Raw genomic sequence first — 18,652 nt, 5'->3', positions numbered from 1 at the left:
ACTCACGGATCCTCGACCGGTCCGGGAAAAACGAGTTGACGCTCGAAGGCGGTCGCTTACCCGGATGCCGCCGGTTGATTCAAGCGCCGGCGGACGAGCAACGAGTCCGCCGGAAGCCCGCGACGCGGCGGCCCACTGACGTCGGTCGACGCAGCGGACGGTCCCCGGCCACAGGGGGCCCGTCGCTGCCCGGCTCGGGTCGACCCGGCATTCCGGGTCGCCGCCCCACAGTACCGCGGGCGCTTTTCGGCGGCGCTCCCCGACGCGGCATCTCGATGAACAGTCAGACCGAGAAGCGACAGGAACGGCTGATTCGTCCGGGGTCAGCGGAGTTGGCCGGCGACGAACCGCCAGACGCCCAGCGACACGGAGCCGACGACGAGCATCACGACCGCGAAGGTCACGGCGACGCCGCCGCCGACCCACGGCGTGGCTCGCAGCGCGAGGCCGACGACGGCCGCCGGAATCCACGACCGGACCGCCAGCGGCACCGACGCCTTCGGTGACTCGGCGGCGCCCGCCGAGTACGCGCCGATGAGCGGTGCGCAGACGACCCAGCCGACCAGGAACGGTGCGGCGACGGCGAGGACTGTCCCGACCGTCTGCGCGCCGGCCGGCGGGAACGACGTTTCACCGTGTGTGACCGTTCCGACGTAGATGAACGCGACGATGACCAGCAGGTCTCCGACTGCGAGCGGGAGCGCCCGTCGGTCGATTCGCTGCTCCAGGAACTCGGCGGCTGCCATGTCTCACCGGTTCGCGCCGACCCGCTTAACGCTCCGGGTTCTCGACTCGCGCCGACGCGGCTCACCGTCGGGCGGTTCGGCGACGCGCAGTCACCCGGATTCGGGGCCGTCCTCGGTCGGCTTGACGCCGGCGACGGTGTAGTCGAATCCGGGGGCGACGACGCGGCCGCGGAGGCCGGCGTCGGTGAGCGCGTCGGCGACGGCCTCGGCGGTCCGGAACGACGAGTCCATGCCGAGCAGCCGTTCGCCGGCGGCGAGCAGGCGGCCCGGCGCGGTGTCCGGGTCGAAGTCGCGGACGACGACGACGCCGCCGGGCGCGACGACGCGGGCGGCCGCTCGGAGCGCCGCGTCCGGGTCGGGGAAGTGGTGGAGCGCGTCTGCGACGACGACCGCGTCGACGCCGCGGTCAGGGACCGGGAGGCGGCCGGCGTCAGCCCGAACCGCTGGAAGCCCCCGGTCGCGGGCGCGGCGGAGCATCCCGGGCGACGCGTCGACGACGGCGGCGTCGACGCCGAGTTCGCGGAGCCGGAGCGCGACTCGGCCGGTGCCGCCGCCGAGGTCGACCGCCCGCTCGACGGGCCGGTGCGCGAACGCGAGGCCGGCGCGGAGCCGGTCGGCGCTCGCGGGCGGCATGACGGCGTCGTACAGCGGAGCGACCCGGTCGAAAAAGCGGACGTCGCCGCGGCCGAACATGGGCGGGGAGTCGCGCCGCAGCGACAAAGCCGTGGTGCTCATACGGCTCGGCGGCCGAGGTGGCGCATGGAGTATCGGCTGCTCGGCTGGCCCGCCGACGGCGTCCCGCTCCGGCTGAACCACGAGCGGTTCGCCTACGCCGGGAAGTTCGTGATGACCTCGACCGGGAAAGCCGTCGCCGCGGACCCCGACTCCCTCGACGACGGACGGTTCCCGGTCCCCGAGCGGCCGAAGACGGAGTACGTCGACCCGGTCGGCGCGGCGGCGTTCAACGACGACCGGACCGACGACGCGGCGCTCTGGATTCGGTACGTCACGGTCCGCGCGGACCGCCGCGGCGACGGGGTCGGCGCGGCGCTGTGCAGATTCGTCGCCGACCGCGCCGCCGACCGCGGCTACCGGACGGTCCGCATCGGCGTCAACAACGCCTACTCGTACGAGGCGCTCCACAAAGCCGGGTTCGCGTGGACCGGCCGCGACACCGGCCTCGCCGAACTGGTGCTCGAACGCCCCGCCGACGCCCCCGCGGCCGTCGACCCGGAGCGGTACCGCGCCGGCCTCCGCGAGTTCCGCGGCCGCGACGACGTCGGCGACGACGAACGCGGATTCGTCGACCGGAAACTCGGCGCCGGGCCGCCGGCGGTCGGCGACGCGGACCGGTCGAGCCGACAAGGTGGCGAACCGCCGAGTCGGTGAGTCGGCGCCGACACGGGGGTTTGAAATCGCGGAGCGCCCAACGGTGACGTAATGGGAAACGCTGACCTCCGGTCGCTGGCGCACATCGAGGAGGTGTCGTTCGACGACGTCTCCGGCGTCGTCGCGGTGGACGCGCACAACTGGCTCTACCGGTACCTGACGACGACGGTGAAGTTCACGAACGAGTCCGTCTACACGACGAGCGAGGGCGAGGAGGTCGCGAACCTCGTCGGGCTCGTCCAGGGGCTGCCGAAGTTCTTCGAACACGACCTGGTTCCGGTGTTCGTCTTCGACGGCGGCGTCACCGAACTGAAGTCCGCCGAGGTCGAACAGCGACGCGAGCGGAAGGAGGAGGCAGAAGCGAAGCGGGAGGCGGCCGAGGAGCGCGGCGACGCGGTCGAGGCGGCGCGGCTCGAAGCGCGGACGCAGCGAATCACGGACGTCATCCACGAGACGAGCCGCGAACTCCTCGGGCTGCTGGACGTCCCGGTCGTCGAGGCGCCAGCGGAGGGCGAAGCGCAGTGCGCGTACATGAACCGCGTCGGCGACGCCGACTACTCCGGCAGCGAGGACTACGACACAATGCTGTTCGGCGGGCCGCTGACGCTCCGCCAGCTCACCTCGAAGGGGAACCCCGAACTGATGGACCTGGAGGCGACGCTCGACGACCACGACATCACTTACGAGCAGCTCGTCGACATCGCGATGCTGTGCGGCACGGACTTCAACGAAGGCGTCTCCGGCGTCGGCCCGAAGACGGCGCTGGACGCCGTGAAGGAGCACGGCGACCTGTTCGCGGTGCTCGACGCTCGCGACGCGCACATCGAGCACGCCGACCGCATCCGCGACCTGTTCTTCGACCCGCCGGTCACCGACGACTACGAGTTCGACACGACGCTGACCCCAGACGTTGAGGCGGCCCGCGCGTACGTCACCGACGAGTGGGAGGTGCCGGCCGACGAGGTCGAGCGCGGCTTCGAGCGAATCGACGACGCGCTGACGCAGACCGGGCTCGACGACTGGATGTGAACGCCCGACGGGGCCGCCGCGATTCGATGGGATTAACATACCCCGCCGGATACGATGAGGTACGCTCGGTTGGTGTAGTCCGGCCAATCATGTTGGCCTTTCGAGCCGACGACCAGGGTTCAAATCCCTGACCGAGCATTCTCGCGCGGACCGAACCGACAGCCCCGGCGAGCCGCGCATCCGAACCGTTTTCTCGCCGGCCGACGACGCCGAGCCATGTCGAACTGGCTGTACGAACTCGGCCTGCTGGTCCTGGTTTTCGGTGGCTTCCTCGCGACGAACAGCACCGGGCTGTTCGCCGACGTCGGGATGCTCGCCGTCGTCGTCGGGCTTCTCGCGGGACTCGTCGGCGTCGCGGCCGGCGGGCCGCCGCGGTCCCAGTAGCTTCTTGGTTCGGTGCCGGCCCAGTACGGACATGGACGGGTCGAACCGGATGCTCGCGGCCGCCGCGGCCGTCGCCGCCGTCGCGACGGCCGGAAGCCTGTACTTCAGCGAGGTGCTCGGGCTGATTCCGTGTACGCTCTGTTGGTACCAGCGAATCCTGATGTATCCGCTCGTCGTCGTCATCGGCGTCGCGGCCGCGGACGGCCGAAGCGACGTGTGGCGGACGGCGCTGCCGCTGAGTTCGCTCGGCGTCGTCGTCGCCGGCTACCACACCTACATCCAGATCGCGCCGTCGACCGGCGGGACCTGCTCCGGCGCGCACGGCTGCACCGCGATTCTGTACCCGATGCTCGGCGGCCTGCTCACGATTCCGCGGCTCTCGCTCGTCGCGTTCGTCCTCGTCACGGTGCTTCTGGCGTCGCTCGCGCGGCGCGACGTCCGGTCGGCGTAGCCCGGCCAGGCAAGCGAGCGGTCTTTGTCCGTCGGCGGCCAACGGCCGGTATGAGCTTCGCGGACGCCGACCTGCCCGACGGCTGGCGCGTGTGGACCGACGACGACGACGGCCGCAGCATCCTCGTCTACCGGCCGGACGTCTTCGACTCCGAGCAGTATCCGGCGCCGTGTCTCCCGACCATCTACCTGACGAACGGCGCGCGGAACCAGCGGCCCGGCGCCGGCCAGTACCGCACCGACGAGTGGCACGTCACCCTGTTCTTGGAGCCCGAAATCGAGGCCGAGTCGACGACGTACGACGACCGCGACGCCGCCGTCGACGCCGCCGTCGACGTCGCCGCCCGGTTCGCCGCCGGCGACGTCGACTACCGCGCCGTCTACCAGGTGCCGCGCGAGGACTACTTCGCCGAACTCGACGACCTCACCGGCCGCGACCCCGACCCCGACCCTGACGCCGACGCCTGACTCTCGGCGACCACCCGGCCGAGCCTCAGGCGGGACTGAAAGGGGCCGAGCGCTCGCGGAGCGAGACCGCCCGAGCACCGCAGCGCGAGCGCAGCGAGCGCGAGGCGCGCAGTGCGGTCGCAGCCCGCGAGCGCGAGGGGGCTTTCGCGGTCGTCGTACTGACTCTGCGGTCCGCGCGACTGTTCGCGGTGCTCACGCTGCTCTCCGCTCGTCGAACCCGGTCGAGTCCCGACGAGAAGAACGTCGTCGAATCGCCCCGAAAAGCGTAACCGCGGGCCGCGGGAAGCAACGCGCATGACGACGGTCACGCTCATCGGGTCGCGGCTCGCCGAGGAGGGGACGGAGTTCGTCTACGGCGGCGAGTCGGACGCCTGCGCGGGCTGTCCGTACCGGGGGCAGTGTCTGAATCTCGCGGAGGGGCGCCGGTACGAGGTGACCGGGGTTCGCGAGAACACGCAGCTGCTCGACTGCGCGGTGCACGACGAGGGGGTGCGTGCCGTCGAGGTGGAGCCGGCGTCGGTGACGGTGAACGTCCCGTCGAAGGGCGCGTACGCCGGCAGCAAAACCAGTCTCGCAGGGCCGTGTCCGCACGTGGAGTGCCCGAGCCACGAGTACTGCGTCCCGCTCGGTGCCGACTTCGACATGGAGTACCGCATCGACGAGGTGCACGGCGACCCGCCGCACGACGTCTGCGCGCTCGACCGCGACCTGACGATGGTCGAAATCGAGCCCGGCGCCGACGACTAATTCTGCCCGGCGGGCCGCGTGGCGCCGACGAGCCGGTGGCGTGTCAGCGCCGCGGCGTCCGCGTCCCGCTGGCGTTCGCGGAGCCGAGTTCGGTCGTGTCGAGTTCCCGCATCGGGTCAGGGAGCCGCGCGGCCGCCTCGTCGAGGTCGGCGAGCGCCTGCGCGACCGGGCCGCCGCTCGGCCCGTCGCCGTGGTTCAACAGCCGCAGGTAGCCGCGGGCGAGCGCGACGTACATCGCCGCCTCGTCGAGGTACGTGCAGCCGAGCATGTTCGCCCAGACGTGTCCCGGCCGGTTCACGGTGCGGTGGAACGCGTACGACTCGCCGAGCTGCCCCTCGACGGCGTCGACCGCGAGCCCGGACAGCGCGGCCTTCGCGGCGGTCCAGTCGTCGACGCGGTCGCCCCAGAACCGCCGGAGCCGCTCGGCGTCGTACGCCTCGTCGACGTCGAACGACTCCGCGGGCACGCCGACCGCGTCCAGCGCGTCCGCCACCGCGGCGGCGCCGGCAGCCGGGTCGCCGTCGACGCCCACGACGACCCGGAGCGTCGGCGCGTCGAACCGGCCGCTCGCGTCCCAGTACGAGTGCATCCACCGGTCGATGTCGCCGTCCGACTCGGCCGCCCGGCACGCCGGCGCGACGTAGCCGCACAGCGCCCGGTGCTTCCCGGCGAGGCCGTCGTCGACCAGGTCGAGCCAGCGAACGGCGACCGCGAAGTACTCCATCACTCGCCGTCGAACCGCCCGCGGCTAAACTCCACCGGAGCCGACGGGGCGGAGAGACGCCCTGATTGCCGCCGCGGCGGCTCGGGTACCGACACCGTTTTTCGCCCGCAGCGACCCGGATAGGGTAGTGAACGTTCGCGGACCGATTCTCGAAGTGGGCGACGTCCGGTCGGTGGACACGACGTACGGCGACCGCGAGGTGACCGAGCTCACGGTGCGGCCGAACGGCGGCGCGGACGACCCCGTGACGGTGACGCTGTGGGGGAAGTGGACGCACACCGCCGAGCACGCCGAGCCGGGGATGGAGCTGCTCGTCACGGACGCGGAGCGCGACGACTACGGCGGCGACGTCGGCTACACGACGTCGAAGGGGAGTTACGTGGTGCTGGAGCCGGACTTCCTCGTCGACGTGACCGACGTCCGATCGTGGGTGCAGTGCCCGCGGATGTACTACCTGAACAAGCTGTCCGGCGTCCCGCTGAACTACCCGGTCGTGAAGGGGACCATCGTCCACGAGGTGTTCGGCGACCTGCTGCGCGGCGTCGACCTCGAACAGTCCATCGACGACCGCGTCGCCGACGCCGGCCTCGAACTCGGGCTGCTCGGCCGGGAGCGCGACGAGGTCCGCGACGAGGTCCGCCGGAACGCCGCCGCCATCGAGGGCTGGCTGAACCAGGGGACGCTGACGCCCGAGGAGGACGACTGGCGCTCGGAGTACACGCTCATCTCGCCGACGTTCGGCGTGAAGGGCCGCGCCGACGCGCTCCGCCGCGGGATGCCGGTCGAGCTGAAGACCGGGAAGAACACGAACCGCGACCCGCGGTTCCAGGACAAGATTCAGGCGGCGTGCTACGCGCTGCTGCTCCGCGAACGCGGCGTCGACGCCGACACCGGGACGCTGCTGTACACGAAGAACACTGCGCTCGACCGGTCTGAGGCCACCGGCGACCTCTCGCCGGCGAAGGAGTTCTCGGTCGGCAAGGGACTGCTCGACTTCGTGGTGCGCACCCGCAACGAAATCGCGGCGATGGAGTTCGACGTCTCCGTCCCGACCGGGTTCGAGGCCGACGCGACCTGCGAGTACTGCTTCGAACAGGACACCTGCATGGTCGTCTCCGGCCGCCTCGACCAGGAGTCGAAGGCCGGCCAGGTCGGGACGCCGCTCCCCGACGAGGAGCGCGACTACTTCGACCGATTCTACCGCGCTATCGAGGCCGAACGGCGCGCGACCCACGCCGAGTACCGCAAGCTCTGGGAGCAGACGCCGGACGAACGCGCCGCCGCCGACCGCGCGCTCGTCGACCTCGACCCGGTCGACCAGACGGAACTGCCGGGCGGGAAGTGGCGGCTCACGGCCCGCAAAGACCCCGAAACCGTCTCGAAGCTCCGCGAGGGCGACGTCGCGCTCGCCTCCGACGGCGACCCGGTGTCGGGCCACGCCGAACTCGGCCGCATCCGCGAACTCGGCGAGACCGTCGTCGTCGAAACCGACGAGCCGGTCGAACTCCGACGGCTCGACGTCTACCCGTCCGAGATATCGGTCGACCGGATGCTGACCGCGCTCCACGACGCCGTCCTGAAGGGCAGCCCCGACCGGAAGGACGTCCTGTTCGGCCGGCGCGACCCCGAGTTCCGCGACGAGCACCGCGAGTACATCGGCAACAACGACGCGCAGAACCGCGCGGTGAACCGCGCCGTCAACGCCGACGACTTCGCGCTCGTCCACGGCCCGCCCGGCACCGGCAAGACGTACACCATCGCCCGCATCATCCGGGCGCTGGCGGCCCGCGGCGACCGCGTGCTGCTGTCGGCGTTCACGAACCGCGCCGTCGACAACGCCCTCGAAGCGCTCCGCGACCAGGGGTTCGACGACGTGGTGCGCGTCGGCACCGAAAACGGCGTCCGCGGCGACATGCAGGACGTCCGGCTGGTGAAACGCGGCGAGCCGAACGACCGCGCCGCGGCGCTGTCGTCCGCCCCGGTGGTCGCGGCGACGACGGCGGCCTGCGGCTCGCGGGAACTCCGCGAGCAGTCGTTCGACGTCGCCGTCGTCGACGAGGCGTCACAGCTCACCGAGCCGTCGACGCTCGCCGCGACGAACCTCGCCGACCGGTTCGTGCTGGTCGGCGACCACCAGCAGCTCCCGCCGGTCGTCCAGGCCGACCACGACGACGCCGGCAGCGACGCTGTCGACCCCACGGACCGCGCCGGCGACGCCGCCGCCCGCTCCGCCGGCGCCGAGGGGTCGGACGGCCGCGCCGACCTGTCGACGTCGCTGTTCCAGCGGCTCATCGAGCAGAACCCGGACGCCGGCGTGATGCTCGACCGGCAGTACCGGATGAGCCAGCGGATTCAGTCGTTCAGCTCCGCGGAGTTCTACGGCGGCGACCTGCGGCCGGCGACGCCCGACGTCGCCGGGCAGACGCTCGCGGACCTCGGCGTCGACGTCGCCGACCTCCCCGCCGAACTCCGCGAGCCGGTGAGCTTCGTCGACCCGGACGGCAGCCGCGACGGCAACGCGAATCCGCGCGAGGCCGAACGGGTCGCCGAAATCGTCGACAGCTACGTCGCCGCCGGCGTCGACCCGGACGACGTCGGCGTCATCGCGCCGTTCCGCGCGCAGGTCGCCGAAATCGGCCGGCGGACCGACGTCACCGTCGACACCGTCGACCGGTTCCAGGGGTCGAGCGAGGAGGTCATCGTCGTCTCGTTCGTCGCCACCGACGACATGGAGTCGCCGATATTCGACGACTACCGCCGCGTCAACGTCGCGCTGACGCGAGCGAAGAAGGCGCTGTGTCTCGTCGGCGACGCCGACGCCCTCGCGTCCGAGCCGTTCTACGGCCGGATGCTGGAGTGGGCGCGACGCTAGCCGCCGAACTCGAACCCCGAGTCGTCCGCCGCGTCGGCGCCCGCGTCGGTGTCTGCGCCGGCGTCCGCGTCGGTATCGGCATCGGTGTCACCGCCGGCGTCTGCGTCAGCGTTGCCGTCGGCGTTGCTGCCGCGGTCCGCCCCGCCGCCCGAGTCGCTTCCGCGGTCTGATTCTTCCGCCTCGTCCGCCACCGCCCTGCTTCTGCGGCGGTCCCGGCGCTCGGCGAGGTCCGCGTCGAGCCGGTTGAGCAGGGATTCACGGAGCGCGTCCGCCGCGTCCGCGTCGACGTCGTGCGCCGTCGCGTCGCCGCCGAGCAGGCTCGCGGTGCTGGCGGTGTCGCCGGTGACGGACGCGATTTCGAAGCGCCGCTGGAAGACGGTCCGGGTGACGAACACGGTCTGGAGCCGGTAGTACGGGACGACGCGGGTGGCGCGCCGCCAGAAGCCGCTCCGGGTGACGAACCCCTCAGGGAGTTCGTCGTGGCCGCGGTGGCGGTGTTTGAGCCGCGCCGCGACCGGCGCGAGCGCGAGGCCGACGAGCGGGGCGAACGCCGCCGGGCCGAGCGCCACCACCGGGAGGACCGCGTCGGCGACGACGACCGCCGCGGTGACGGCGAGCGTCAGCAGGACGTATCGGCCCGTGTAGCGCCGCCGGGCGCGGGTCGGCGGCCGCTCGAACGACGGCTCGCCGAACGGGTGGACGTCGCGGGCGAGTTCGTACACGCGGTCGCGGGCCGCCAGCGGCACCGTCGTCTCGGCGCCGCCCGCGCCGCCGCTTTCCGCTCCGGGGGCGTAGCCGGCCGTCTCGACGGTGAGGCTCGCGTAGCCGAGCCGGCGCATCGCGACGTTCTCGGCGACCGTGACGGTCTGGAGCTTGTCGAGCGGGACGGTGCCGCTGTACCGGCCGAGCAGGCCGCGCTCGTACCGGAGTTCGTCGCCGACGCGCTCCAGCCGGAAGTCGTAGTACCGAATCATGGTGAGCGCCGCGCTGGCGACCCACGTCGTCGCCGCGACCAGCGCGACGCCGGTGACGACGGTGACGCCGAGCACGACCGGCGACAGCGTCGGAATCTCCGCCGTCCCCGGCTCCACCGGGAGGCCGACCGCCCGCAGCAGCGACTGGAGCAGGCCGACGAACACGTCGTCGAACACGCCGGCGCCGAGGAACGGCGCCGCGAGCGCGCCGGGCCGGAACGACACGGCGCTCAACACCAGCAGCTCCCGGGTCGACAGCTCGTACAGCGTCTCCCGCCTCCGTCCCTCGGACTCGGCGCCCGCTCCGCCGCCCGCGGCACCGCCTCCGAGCGGCTCGGAGTCCCGCTCCGCTGCGGCGCCGCGGTCGCTCCGCCGGCCGTCGCGGTCGCGGCTGGCGCGGATGCCGACCTGCTCGCGGAGCCACTCGGCGTCGTCGGCGCCGACGGCGTTCAGCGTCGCCTCGGTGCTGCCGCCGCCCGCCGTCTCGAACTTCACGGTCGCCAGTCCGAGCACGCGCTGGACGACCGACCGGGAGACGTCGACGTTCTGGATGCGTCGCAGCGGAATCTCGCGTTCCTGCCGGCTGACGACGCCGGAGTTGACGACGAGGTGCGTCTCGCCGAGCCGGTACTCGAACCGGAACCAGCGCGCGACCGCCCACCCCGCGCCGGCGAGGACGCCGAGCGGCCCGAGGACGAACACCAGCGAAATCGGGAAGTCCGCGACGCCCGACAGCATCGCCCCGACGAAGAAGCCGAACGAGCCGACCTGGACGGCGCTGCTGACCGCCCACGTCGCCCCGGAGAGCGGGTGCAGCCGGCTGAATCCGTCGTCGGCGTCTGCGGCTCCGGTCATACGGCGTCGAACTCGCTCTCGGTCGCGAGGTCGCGGAGCCGTTCGCGGAGGTCGGCGGCGCGCTCCGGCGTGAGCCCCGGCACCGTGATGTCGGCGCCGCGGGTCCCGGCCGTGTAGACGACGACCGACGCGAGGCCGACGGCGCGCTCGACCGGGCCGCGGCGCGTGTCGACGTGCTGAACGCGGACGAACGGCACCGACGTGTCCGTCCGCGTCAGGACGCCGCGGACGAGGTACAGCGAGTCGTCGCGGACCTCGAAGCGCCACACGCGGTAGCGAAGCACGGCGAGCGCGACGCCGCCGACGGCGACGACGACCGCGAGTACTGTGAGCGCCGCGGGGAGCCACGGCGGAACCGGGAGGTCGAGTCGGCCGACGACCGCCGCCGCGACGCCGACGACCGCGGCGGCGACGACGGCGCCGACAGCCCAGACGAGCCTGACGCGGGGATGAAGCGTCTCCATACGGCCCGGTGTTACTCGGGGGACAAAACCGTGCGGGGTCGCGGCCTCGGCCGTTCCGTGCTGTGTCGCGGTCCCGGCCGTTCCGTATTGGGTCGCCGCTCAGTCGTCTGAGTCCGCCTCGGTCAGCGGCTCCGCGTCGACGTCGTCGTCGAGGGCGTCGTGGACGCGGCTGTGGAACTCCTGGAGCACCGCCGACTCGTCGTCGGCGAGCACGACGTCGCTGGCGAGCAGCGTCGCCAGCCCGAACGCCCGCGGAGACGGCGACTCCACGTCGCGCTGGACGACCTCGACGTCGCCGGCCTGCACCCCGCGGAGGACCTCGCGGATGCCGGCGACGTTCAGTTTGTCCTCGGTGAGTTCCCGGTACGTCTCCTCCATCACGGCGAACTCGTCGAGGCCCTGCGCGAACGACAGCAGCATCTCCGAGGACACCTGCTGTTGGGCGGCGGACTTCTCGTGTCCCTTGTAGCGTTTCAGTATCATCAGCGACCGCGTGGCGTTGATGCGGAAGTAGCGTTTCAGCAGGTCTGTGCCGTCGAGGGCGGCGCGCAGCTCGGCGGTGACGGCGTCCGGGTCGAGGTCGCGGATGACGCCGGCGACGTCGACTTTTCGGTTCAGCGGCATCGTCACGGTGAAGCCGTTGTCAGCGACGGCGACGTTCACGTTCGCGGTGGCGCGCTGCGCGCAGCGGTACGCGACGAGCCGCGACAGGCCGTCGTTGAACTGCCGGCCGTAGTTGCTGTGGACGTAGTAGCGCCGCTGGTACTCCTCGCGGTCCCGCTCCGCCTCGACGACGAGCCGCGTCGGCGTCGACACCGAGTCCGCGCCGGCGTACCGGCGCTGCTCGTCGTACATCCGCGTGATGGCGCGCACCGAGTTCTCGTCGAGCGGGAAGCGCCGGAGCCAGCGCCGCGCGGCCGCGGTGCCGCCGTCGTCCAGCCGCTCCAGGAGGTCGCGCTGGAACGCCAGCACCTTCCGGCCGAGGTCGTAGCTCAGCGGGAGGCGCTCCGAGTACCACGACGGCACCGTCGGCCGGTCGGCGCTGTGGTCGACGTACACCTTCGACCCGCGGCGGTACCGGTACTCGTAGGTGGCGCCGCCGAGCTGGAAGACGTCGCCGGCGTCGAGCGTGTCGAGGTAGTCCTCGTCCAACTGGCCGACCCAGTCGTCGGTGCCGCGGAGCAGCACGTCGCAGGTGAACGAGTCCGGGATGGTGCCGAGGTTCGTCATGTAGATGACGCGGGCGAGCCGGCCGCGCTTCCCGACGAGCGGCTCGCCGACCGGGAACTCCTCGTAGTGGTGCTCGCCGCTCGGCGGGTCGTTGGTGTCGCGCCAGATTTTCGCGTAGACGCTGCGGTCCTCCATGCCGGCGTAGCCGGCGGTAAGGTACTGCATCAGCCGCTCCCAGTCGTCGTCGCCGTAATTCCGGTACGGGTACGCCGACCGGAGCGTCTCCAGGACGTCCGCCTCCCGCCGGACGGCGTTGATGGCCATGCCGTAGACGTGCTGGGCGGCGACGTCGTGGGCGTTCTCCGGGACGAACACGCGGTCGACGAACCCGCGTTCCGCCTGGTCGAGCATCACGGCGCACTCGACGAGTTCGTCGCGGTCGAGCGCGACGACGCGGCCCTCGACGGTTTCGCCGAGCTGGTGGCCGGCGCGGCCGACGCGCTGGAGCAGCGACGCCACCGACTTCGGCGATCCGACCTGTACGACGAGGTCGAGGTGCGGCATGTCGATGCCGAGTTCCAGCGACGTCGAGGAGGTGACGACGTCGACGTCGCCGGACTTCAGTTTCTCCTCGACGTCCTCGCGGGTCTCCTTCGACATGGAGCCGTGGTGACAGCCCGAGTTCGACTCGTCGTAGGCGTCGTACCGGTCGCGGAGCGTCGCGAGCACGCGCTCGGCGCCGGACCGGGTGTTCGTGAACACGAGCGTGTTCTCGTGCGACTGCACGAGTTCGTGGAGTCGGTCGTGGAACCGCTCGCGGACGACGCCGCGCGGCGTCGCGATGAGGTCGTCCGTCGGGCACTCCAGCCGCAGGTCGAACTCGCGGACGAACCGGGTGTCGACCAGTTCGTACTCGCGGGGCTCGCGGCCGCCGTCGCCGTCCGGGACGGTGCCGACGAGGAACTCCGCCATCGCGTCGAGCGGCTCGACGGTCGCCGAACACCCGACGCGGGTCGGCGACCGCTCACAGAGCCGTTCGAGCCGTTCGAGCGACACGGACAGGTGGGTGCCGCGTTTGTTCGCGGCGAGCGAGTGAATCTCGTCGACGACGACGTACTCGACGCTCCGGAGCTTCTCGCGGAACTTCGGGGAGTTCAGCAGGATGGCGAGCGTCTCCGGCGTCGTGTTCAGGATGTGCGGCGTCTCCTCCAGCATCCGCTGGCGCTCGTAGTCGCCGGTGTCGCCGTGTCGAATCGCCTGCCGCAGGTCCGTGTCGTGGCCGCGGTCGGCGAGCCGCTCCGCGATGCCGTCGAGCGGCGCTTCGAGGTTCCGCGCGATGTCGTTCGCGAGCGACTTCAGCGGCGAGACGTACAGGCAGTACACTTCGTTGTCGAGGCCGTCGCCGTCGCGTTCGCGCCGGAACAGGTCGTTCAGGATGGCGGTGAAGCTCGCGAGCGTCTTCCCGGAGCCGGTCGGCGCGCACACGAGGCTGTTCGTGCCGTCGTCGATGAGCGGAATCGCCTCCCGCTGAGGCGGCGTGAAGAAGCCGCCGTTCGCCGGGACGTACTCGCCGAACTGCTCGACCCACCACTCGCGGACCGCCGGCTCCAGCCGGCGCAGGACGTCCTCGTCGGCGATGTCGACCGAGTCCGGGTCGAAGCCGTACTGCTCGTCCCCGGCGGCGAGCAGTTCCCGACCAGTCATTGTCCGAGGCAGGGCGCGAACAGGTAAGTGGGTTGTGTCGCCGGCGGCGGTCGGCGGTGGAATCGTCACCCATTTCGGCGGCGGCCGCGGAGCCGCTGTATGCGCGTCACGTTTCTCGGAACCGGGTCGGCGATGCCGGTCGCCGACCGGGTGCAGACCGGGCTGCTGGTCGAAGCGGCGCCCGGCGACCGCGCCCCGCTGCTCGTCGACTGCGGCGCCGGCGTCCTCCACCGGCTCAGCCAGACCGACCCCGGCTACGAGGCGGCGTCGACGGTGCTTCTCACCCACCACCACCTCGACCACGTCGCCGACCTGCTCCCGCTGGTGAAAGCGCGGTGGCTCGCCGGCGAAGACCACCTCGAAGTCGTCGGGCCGCCCGGAACGAAGGCGCTCGTCGACGACCTGCTCGACGTCGGCGCCTACGAGTACCTCGACGGCCGCGTCGACCTCCGGGTCCGCGAAGTCCACGACGGCGCCGACTTCGAGGTCGCCGGCCTCGACGTCCAAGCGAAGGGGACGCGGCACTCGAAGCGCGGGTTCGCCTACCGATTCAGCGACCGCGGCGGCGACGAGGACGGCCCCGGCGGGACGACCGGCGATGAGTCGGGTGGGACGGCCGGCGACGAATCGGGCGGAGACGGAAGCGGCCGCGACGGCTTCGTGTTCTCCGGCGACTCCGAGGCGTTCGCCGGGCTGGCGTCGTTCGCCGACGGCGCGAAGGTGCTCGCACACGACTGCTCGTTCCCCGACGAGGTCGACGTCGACAACCACCCGACGCCGACGCAGCTCGGCGAGGCGCTCGCCGGCACCGACGTCGGCCGCGTCTACCTGACGCACCTGTATCCGCACACGGACGGCCGGCACGACGAGATGCTCGAGAGCGTCGGCCGGCGCTTCGACGGTGACGTCCGGTTCGCGAAGGACGGCCTGCGGTTCGAGGTCTGACGGTGCTGGCGACGCTCCGCGGCGTGAACCGCGACGTGGCCGGGTTCGTGGCGCTCTCGGCGGTCTGGGGGACCGCGTTCGTCGCGACGAAGGCGGCGCTCGACGGCTTCCCGCCCGTGTTCCTCGCGGCGCTCCGGTTCAGCCTCGCCGCCGCGCTGCTGTTCCTCGTCGCCGCCGCTGCGGGGCGCAACGTCGTCCCGCGGACCCGCGGCGACGTCGCCCCGATTCTGACGGGCGGGGCGTTCAGCATCGGCGCGCACCACGCCTTCCTGTTCACCGGGCAGGACTACGTCTCCAGCGCCGTCGCCGCGACGCTGCTCGGCCTGATTCCGGTGTTGACGCCGATGGCGACGCGGCTCGTCATGCCGTCCGAGCGCATCGACGCCACCGGCGCCGTCGGCCTGGCGGTCGGCTTCGCCGGCCTCGCGGTCATCGCCCGGCCCGACCCGTCGAACCTCGCAGTGAACACCGGCGCCCTGTACGTGTTCGGCTCCGCCATCGCGTGGGTCGTCGGCGCCGTGACGACACGGGAGGACGACGCGACGCTCGGCCCGCTCGCGCTGCAGTCGTGGATGGCGCTCACCGGCGCCGTCATGCTGCACGTCACCGCGGCGGCGCTCGGTCAGGGGATGGCGGACGTCACGGCCGGGCCGGCGGGCTACGGCTGGCTCGTGTACCTCGCCGTCGTCCCGGGCGCCGGCGGCTTCCTGCTGTACTTCCGGCTGCTCGACCGGCTCGGCCCGATTCAGACCGGGCTGCTGGAGTACGCGGTGCCGCCGTTCGCGGCGCTGTTCGGCTTTCTCGTGCTCGAAGAGACGCTGGCGCCGACGACCGTCGGCGGCTTCGCGCTCATCTTCGTCGCGTTCGTGCTGGTGAAACGCGACGCGGTCCGCGCCGCGCTGCGCCGACGGTTCGACTGACCCGGGGCGGCGGGCGCGGCTACTCGATTCTCGTGCCGACGTCGTCGCCGGCGAGGAAGTCCGCGAGCGCGTCCGGACCGAACACGTACGACGGCGCGCCGAGCGCGAGGAGTTCGCGGACCTTCGCCGCCATCCCGCCGGTCACGTCGGTGGAGTCGCTCGCGCCGAGCGCGTCGGCGGCGTCCTCGAACGCCCGGATTTCGGGGATGACGTCGCCGTCGGCGTCGAGGACGCCCGGGACGGTCGAGCAGAGCCCGACGCGGTCGGCGGCGAGCCGGCGGGCGAGGTGCGTGACGAGTTCGTCGCCGGAGACGACCGTGACGCCCTCGCCGGCGTGGACGACGCCGTCGCCGTGGAGCACCGGCACGAACCCCTCGTCGAGCATCGTCGCGACCTGGTCGGTCGGCATCGACAGCGCGGCGTCGGCGTCGCGGCTCGCCGCCGAGAGCGGATGCACCGGGAGCGCCGGGACGTCGCGGTCGTGGAGCCGAGACAGCACGAACCGGTTCAGCGTCTTCACGGCGCCGTGGACCGCCATCACTTCGCCGGCGTCGCGGCTGCCGGTGTCGGTGGTGACGCCGTGTTCGTCCGCGTGGTGGTGGCCGAAGCTGCCGCCGCCGTGGACGACGACGAGGTCGTCGACGGCGCCGTCGGCGAGCGCCGCCGCAATCGCGTCCGCGGCCGCGGCGAGCGCCTCGCCGTCGAGCGTCTCCGGGCGGTCCTTGTCGGTGATGACGGAGCCGCCGAGTTTGAGGACGGTGACCATCTCAGGCCTCCTCCACGCGGACGCCGTCGGTCGCGAGTTCCGCCCGGAAGGCGTCCTCACAGCCCCGCGTGAACTCGAGCGCCGTCTTCGTCTCCGGCGACGGGTCGAGCGCGACGATGCAGCCCCCGCCGCCGGCGCCGGTGAGTTTCGCGCCGTACGCGCCGGCGTCGCGGCCCGCCCACACCATGTCGTCGAGCGACCGCGAGGAGACGCCGAGCGCGGCGAGCAGCCCGTGGTTGAAGTCCATGAGGTCGCCGAGCGCCGCGAGGAACGCCTCGTCGGGCGTCTCGGGCGCGTCGCGGAGCAGTTCGGTTCCCTCCCGCGTGATGTCGCCGATGGCGGCGACGGTGTCGGCGGCGAAGTCGTACTCGTCGCGGAGCGCGCGGACGCCGGCGACCAGTTTCCCGGTGTCGCCGGCGCCGCCGTCGTAGCCGATGACGAGCGGGAGGTTCGGCGCGTCGATGCGGCGCCGGTCGTCGCCCTCGACGCGGACGGCGCCGCCCATCGCCGAGCAGTAGGTGTCGGCGCGCGACGCCTGGCCGTCCTGGACGTCGTACTCGGCGCGGTAGGCGCGGTCCGCGACGTCCTCGGCGGCGAGTTCGGTGCCGAGCGACCGGGTCGCCGCGTCGATGGCGGCGACGGTGACGGCGGCCGACGAGCCGAGGCCGGCGCCGAGCGGGATGTCGGATTCGATGGTGACGTCGAAGCCGGCGTCGGGCGCGTCCGCGGCGTCGCGGGCCTGTGCGACCGCTTCGTCGATGTAGCCCATCGCGGCTTCGAGCAGCGGCGTCGGAACGTCGACGTCCGGCCGGTCGTCGGTGGAGCCGCCCCAGGTGACGGTGAAGCCGTCGAGCGACAGGTCCGCGGCGTCGACCTGCACCTTCCGGTCGTCGCGCGGTTCGACGGTGACGCGGGCGCGGCGTTCGACGGCGCACGGCACCGCCGGTTCGCCGTACACGACGGCGTGCTCGCCGAAGAGGTACACCTTCCCCGGCGCGCTGCAGGTGGTCATACGGCCCGTTCAGCGTCGCGGGGTAACAGATGTTCCGACTCGGCGCGGACCGTCGGCGTCCGATACGCTCCAGTTATTCTCCGCGATACACGCGGCGAAAGTTTTATGCACAATTCGGTCTCTGCGGCTACTGTGGTGCAGTTCAGCCGTCACGCGGCTTGACCGGCTGTGCATCACGTCCCAACGCCGGCGCCGAGTCGAGGGGGAAGAGGGAACGCGTTGACGTGACGTCCCGCCGTGCAGACTCGACCGCCGGAGACACAACAGCACGGCGTGACGGCGACCGACCGCGGCCACCACCCACACCAAGTGAGTGCACGCCCGGCATTCACCCGCCCACCGCGCCCGGTCGGCCGTCCGACGCGGCGGGGAGTCGCCCGCTCCCCGCCGAGTTTTCACGTCCGATTTTCCGCGGAGCCGTACCCGTCCCGAAACGCCCCGACGAATCGGCCCGCAGTATCCCCGCCCTGCCCTGGACCGCTCCAGCCGACAGGACTAGTATCAAATTCGATACTCTATTCGGTGGAATTATGCTGGTCACCGGCGCAGGTCCGCCCGATGAGTTCGACGACCTCCAAGCCGGCCACCCGTGTGGTCGACCGTGACGCCGACGACAACCGCGTGTCGCTCACGCTCACTGGGTCGTTCGGCGCCGCAGACGTCGTCGAAGCGATGGCGCGCGCGCGGCACGTCGTCGAACGCTGCCGCCCCGGCTTCGGCGTCGTCGTCGACGTCCGCGACTGCTCGTGGGGCGACGGCGCGCTCGACGCGCTCGCCGAGTGGGAGGCCGTCCTCCGACGCGCCGGCGCCTGCGAGGTCGTCCGCGTCGGCACCGGCCGCGCCGTCGAGAACGCCGCAGTCGCCGCGTCCGACCCCGAAGCCGCCGCCCAACTGCTCTCGACGTAGCTCACGGTTCGTTCGTCGCTGCTCCGCCCGGCAGCGTCGCCGCTCCTCAAACTGCCGAACCGCTCTCCGATTCGAAGCGCAGGTCGGAGCGGCCGCTCGAAGTGTGGGTCGTCGCCGCGAAAGGAAT

The 18,652-nt window shown here is 72.0% G+C and carries 18 protein-coding genes and 1 tRNA gene; 11 read left to right on the top strand and 8 right to left on the bottom strand.

Annotated features, from left to right (window positions below; all coding sequences use genetic code 11):
* Positions 1 to 323 precede the first annotated feature (323 nt).
* Together ACQUS7_RS10480 and ACQUS7_RS10475 are read right to left on the bottom strand one after the other, a co-directional pair.
* Positions 324 to 746 (bottom strand): DUF3054 domain-containing protein, encoded by a 423-nt coding sequence (locus tag ACQUS7_RS10480; protein WP_435129299.1) that lies wholly within the window; start codon positions 744 to 746, stop codon positions 324 to 326.
* A 90-nt stretch (positions 747 to 836) separates the two neighbouring features.
* Positions 837 to 1,439, bottom strand: coding sequence for a class I SAM-dependent methyltransferase (locus tag ACQUS7_RS10475; RefSeq protein ID WP_435129296.1), 603 nt, complete (start codon positions 1,437 to 1,439; stop codon positions 837 to 839).
* 66 nt (positions 1,440 to 1,505) lie between these two features.
* Here ACQUS7_RS10475 and ACQUS7_RS10470 point away from each other — a divergent pair, with 66 nt between their 5' ends.
* The 7 genes from ACQUS7_RS10470 (at position 1,506) to ACQUS7_RS10440 (ending at position 5,213) form a co-directional block, all read left to right on the top strand.
* Complete coding sequence (locus tag ACQUS7_RS10470) at positions 1,506 to 2,135, top strand: GNAT family N-acetyltransferase (protein WP_435146854.1); 630 nt, start codon at positions 1,506 to 1,508, stop codon at positions 2,133 to 2,135.
* A gap of 51 nt (positions 2,136 to 2,186) precedes the next feature.
* Entirely contained in the window at positions 2,187 to 3,164 is a 978-nt protein-coding gene (gene fen / locus ACQUS7_RS10465) for a flap endonuclease-1 (protein WP_435146852.1), read from the top strand.
* Between the two features lie 63 nt (positions 3,165 to 3,227).
* Positions 3,228 to 3,302: transfer RNA gene (locus ACQUS7_RS10460), tRNA-Glu, on the top strand.
* Between the two features lie 78 nt (positions 3,303 to 3,380).
* Positions 3,381 to 3,548, top strand: a complete 168-nt coding sequence (locus ACQUS7_RS10455; RefSeq protein WP_435146850.1) for a hypothetical protein — start codon at positions 3,381 to 3,383, stop codon at positions 3,546 to 3,548.
* 31 nt (positions 3,549 to 3,579) lie between these two features.
* Complete coding sequence (locus ACQUS7_RS10450; RefSeq protein WP_435146848.1) at positions 3,580 to 3,999, top strand: disulfide bond formation protein B; 420 nt, start codon at positions 3,580 to 3,582, stop codon at positions 3,997 to 3,999.
* Positions 4,000 to 4,049: 50 nt separating this feature from the next.
* The gene (locus ACQUS7_RS10445) at positions 4,050 to 4,466 is read left to right on the top strand and encodes a DUF5820 family protein (RefSeq protein ID WP_435146846.1); all 417 of its coding nucleotides are present in this window, start codon (positions 4,050 to 4,052) and stop codon (positions 4,464 to 4,466) included.
* A 294-nt stretch (positions 4,467 to 4,760) separates the two neighbouring features.
* On the top strand, positions 4,761 to 5,213 hold the full coding sequence (locus tag ACQUS7_RS10440) for a UPF0179 family protein (RefSeq protein ID WP_435146844.1): 453 nt from the start codon (positions 4,761 to 4,763) through the stop codon (positions 5,211 to 5,213).
* 43 nt (positions 5,214 to 5,256) lie between these two features.
* On the opposite strand, the gene ACQUS7_RS10435 is transcribed toward ACQUS7_RS10440, so the two are convergent.
* Complete coding sequence (locus ACQUS7_RS10435; protein WP_435129275.1) at positions 5,257 to 5,937, bottom strand: hypothetical protein; 681 nt, start codon at positions 5,935 to 5,937, stop codon at positions 5,257 to 5,259.
* Between the two features lie 127 nt (positions 5,938 to 6,064).
* Here ACQUS7_RS10435 and ACQUS7_RS10430 point away from each other — a divergent pair, with 127 nt between their 5' ends.
* Positions 6,065 to 8,809: an AAA domain-containing protein gene (locus ACQUS7_RS10430; protein ID WP_435146842.1), complete on the top strand. Its 2,745-nt coding sequence runs from the start codon at positions 6,065 to 6,067 to the stop codon at positions 8,807 to 8,809.
* Here ACQUS7_RS10430 and ACQUS7_RS10425 read toward each other — a convergent pair.
* The 3 genes from ACQUS7_RS10425 to ACQUS7_RS10415 form a co-directional block, all read right to left on the bottom strand.
* Positions 8,806 to 10,638 (bottom strand): PH domain-containing protein, encoded by a 1,833-nt coding sequence (locus ACQUS7_RS10425; protein ID WP_435146840.1) that lies wholly within the window; start codon positions 10,636 to 10,638, stop codon positions 8,806 to 8,808. The two genes, ACQUS7_RS10430 and ACQUS7_RS10425, sit on opposite strands and share 4 nt — an antisense overlap.
* Positions 10,635 to 11,102: a PH domain-containing protein gene (locus ACQUS7_RS10420; RefSeq protein ID WP_435146838.1), complete on the bottom strand. Its 468-nt coding sequence runs from the start codon at positions 11,100 to 11,102 to the stop codon at positions 10,635 to 10,637. Before ACQUS7_RS10420 ends, ACQUS7_RS10425 begins: the two co-directional genes overlap by 4 nt.
* A 99-nt stretch (positions 11,103 to 11,201) precedes the next feature.
* A complete protein-coding gene (locus tag ACQUS7_RS10415; RefSeq protein ID WP_435146836.1) occupies positions 11,202 to 13,976 on the bottom strand; it encodes an ATP-dependent helicase in 2,775 nt (924 codons plus the stop codon).
* A 99-nt stretch (positions 13,977 to 14,075) separates the two neighbouring features.
* Between ACQUS7_RS10415 and ACQUS7_RS10410 the strand changes: the two genes are divergently transcribed.
* Both ACQUS7_RS10410 and ACQUS7_RS10405 read left to right on the top strand, forming a co-directional pair.
* Positions 14,076 to 14,921, top strand: coding sequence for an MBL fold metallo-hydrolase (locus tag ACQUS7_RS10410; RefSeq protein ID WP_435146834.1), 846 nt, complete (start codon positions 14,076 to 14,078; stop codon positions 14,919 to 14,921).
* 2 nt (positions 14,922 to 14,923) lie between these two features.
* Positions 14,924 to 15,841 (top strand): DMT family transporter, encoded by a 918-nt coding sequence (locus tag ACQUS7_RS10405; protein WP_435146832.1) that lies wholly within the window; start codon positions 14,924 to 14,926, stop codon positions 15,839 to 15,841.
* Positions 15,842 to 15,860: 19 nt separating this feature from the next.
* Here the strand turns inward: ACQUS7_RS10405 and ACQUS7_RS10400 are convergent, their stop codons facing one another.
* Both ACQUS7_RS10400 and mvk read right to left on the bottom strand, forming a co-directional pair.
* The gene (locus tag ACQUS7_RS10400; RefSeq protein WP_435146830.1) at positions 15,861 to 16,607 is read right to left on the bottom strand and encodes an isopentenyl phosphate kinase; all 747 of its coding nucleotides are present in this window, start codon (positions 16,605 to 16,607) and stop codon (positions 15,861 to 15,863) included.
* A gap of 1 nt (position 16,608) precedes the next feature.
* Positions 16,609 to 17,619 carry a mevalonate kinase gene (mvk, locus tag ACQUS7_RS10395; protein WP_435129250.1) on the bottom strand — a complete coding sequence of 337 codons (1,011 nt, stop codon included), beginning with the start codon at positions 17,617 to 17,619 and terminating at the stop codon, positions 16,609 to 16,611.
* A gap of 558 nt (positions 17,620 to 18,177) precedes the next feature.
* Between mvk and ACQUS7_RS10390 the strand changes: the two genes are divergently transcribed.
* Positions 18,178 to 18,525 carry a hypothetical protein gene (locus ACQUS7_RS10390; protein ID WP_435146828.1) on the top strand — a complete coding sequence of 116 codons (348 nt, stop codon included), beginning with the start codon at positions 18,178 to 18,180 and terminating at the stop codon, positions 18,523 to 18,525.
* The last annotated feature ends 127 nt before the right edge of the window (positions 18,526 to 18,652 follow it).

The sequence above is a fragment of the Halobaculum sp. P14 genome, from assembly GCF_051195155.1.
Lineage (GTDB): Archaea > Halobacteriota > Halobacteria > Halobacteriales > Haloferacaceae > JBNTKA01.
Note: the sequence above shows the minus strand (reverse complement) of the source record. Positions and strands in the feature narration are given on the sequence as shown.

Excerpts from the sequence above, each read along its gene's own strand:
- ACQUS7_RS10450 (WP_435146848.1), top strand. The coding sequence starts at position 3,580 with ATGGACGGGTCGAACCGGATGCTCGCGGCCGCCGCGGCCGTCGCCGCC.
- ACQUS7_RS10475 (WP_435129296.1), bottom strand. The coding sequence starts at position 1,439 with ATGTTCGGCCGCGGCGACGTCCGCTTTTTCGACCGGGTCGCTCCGCTG.
- ACQUS7_RS10480 (WP_435129299.1), bottom strand. The coding sequence starts at position 746 with ATGGCAGCCGCCGAGTTCCTGGAGCAGCGAATCGACCGACGGGCGCTC.
- ACQUS7_RS10410 (WP_435146834.1), top strand. The coding sequence starts at position 14,076 with ATGCGCGTCACGTTTCTCGGAACCGGGTCGGCGATGCCGGTCGCCGAC.
- ACQUS7_RS10445 (WP_435146846.1), top strand. The coding sequence starts at position 4,050 with ATGAGCTTCGCGGACGCCGACCTGCCCGACGGCTGGCGCGTGTGGACC.
- ACQUS7_RS10400 (WP_435146830.1), bottom strand. The coding sequence starts at position 16,607 with ATGGTCACCGTCCTCAAACTCGGCGGCTCCGTCATCACCGACAAGGAC.
- ACQUS7_RS10415 (WP_435146836.1), bottom strand. The coding sequence starts at position 13,976 with ATGACTGGTCGGGAACTGCTCGCCGCCGGGGACGAGCAGTACGGCTTC.
- fen (WP_435146852.1), top strand. The coding sequence starts at position 2,187 with ATGGGAAACGCTGACCTCCGGTCGCTGGCGCACATCGAGGAGGTGTCG.
- mvk (WP_435129250.1), bottom strand. The coding sequence starts at position 17,619 with ATGACCACCTGCAGCGCGCCGGGGAAGGTGTACCTCTTCGGCGAGCAC.
- ACQUS7_RS10470 (WP_435146854.1), top strand. The coding sequence starts at position 1,506 with ATGGAGTATCGGCTGCTCGGCTGGCCCGCCGACGGCGTCCCGCTCCGG.
- ACQUS7_RS10425 (WP_435146840.1), bottom strand. The coding sequence starts at position 10,638 with ATGACCGGAGCCGCAGACGCCGACGACGGATTCAGCCGGCTGCACCCG.
- ACQUS7_RS10440 (WP_435146844.1), top strand. The coding sequence starts at position 4,761 with ATGACGACGGTCACGCTCATCGGGTCGCGGCTCGCCGAGGAGGGGACG.
- ACQUS7_RS10455 (WP_435146850.1), top strand. The coding sequence starts at position 3,381 with ATGTCGAACTGGCTGTACGAACTCGGCCTGCTGGTCCTGGTTTTCGGT.
- ACQUS7_RS10390 (WP_435146828.1), top strand. The coding sequence starts at position 18,178 with ATGAGTTCGACGACCTCCAAGCCGGCCACCCGTGTGGTCGACCGTGAC.
- ACQUS7_RS10420 (WP_435146838.1), bottom strand. The coding sequence starts at position 11,102 with ATGGAGACGCTTCATCCCCGCGTCAGGCTCGTCTGGGCTGTCGGCGCC.
- ACQUS7_RS10435 (WP_435129275.1), bottom strand. The coding sequence starts at position 5,937 with ATGGAGTACTTCGCGGTCGCCGTTCGCTGGCTCGACCTGGTCGACGAC.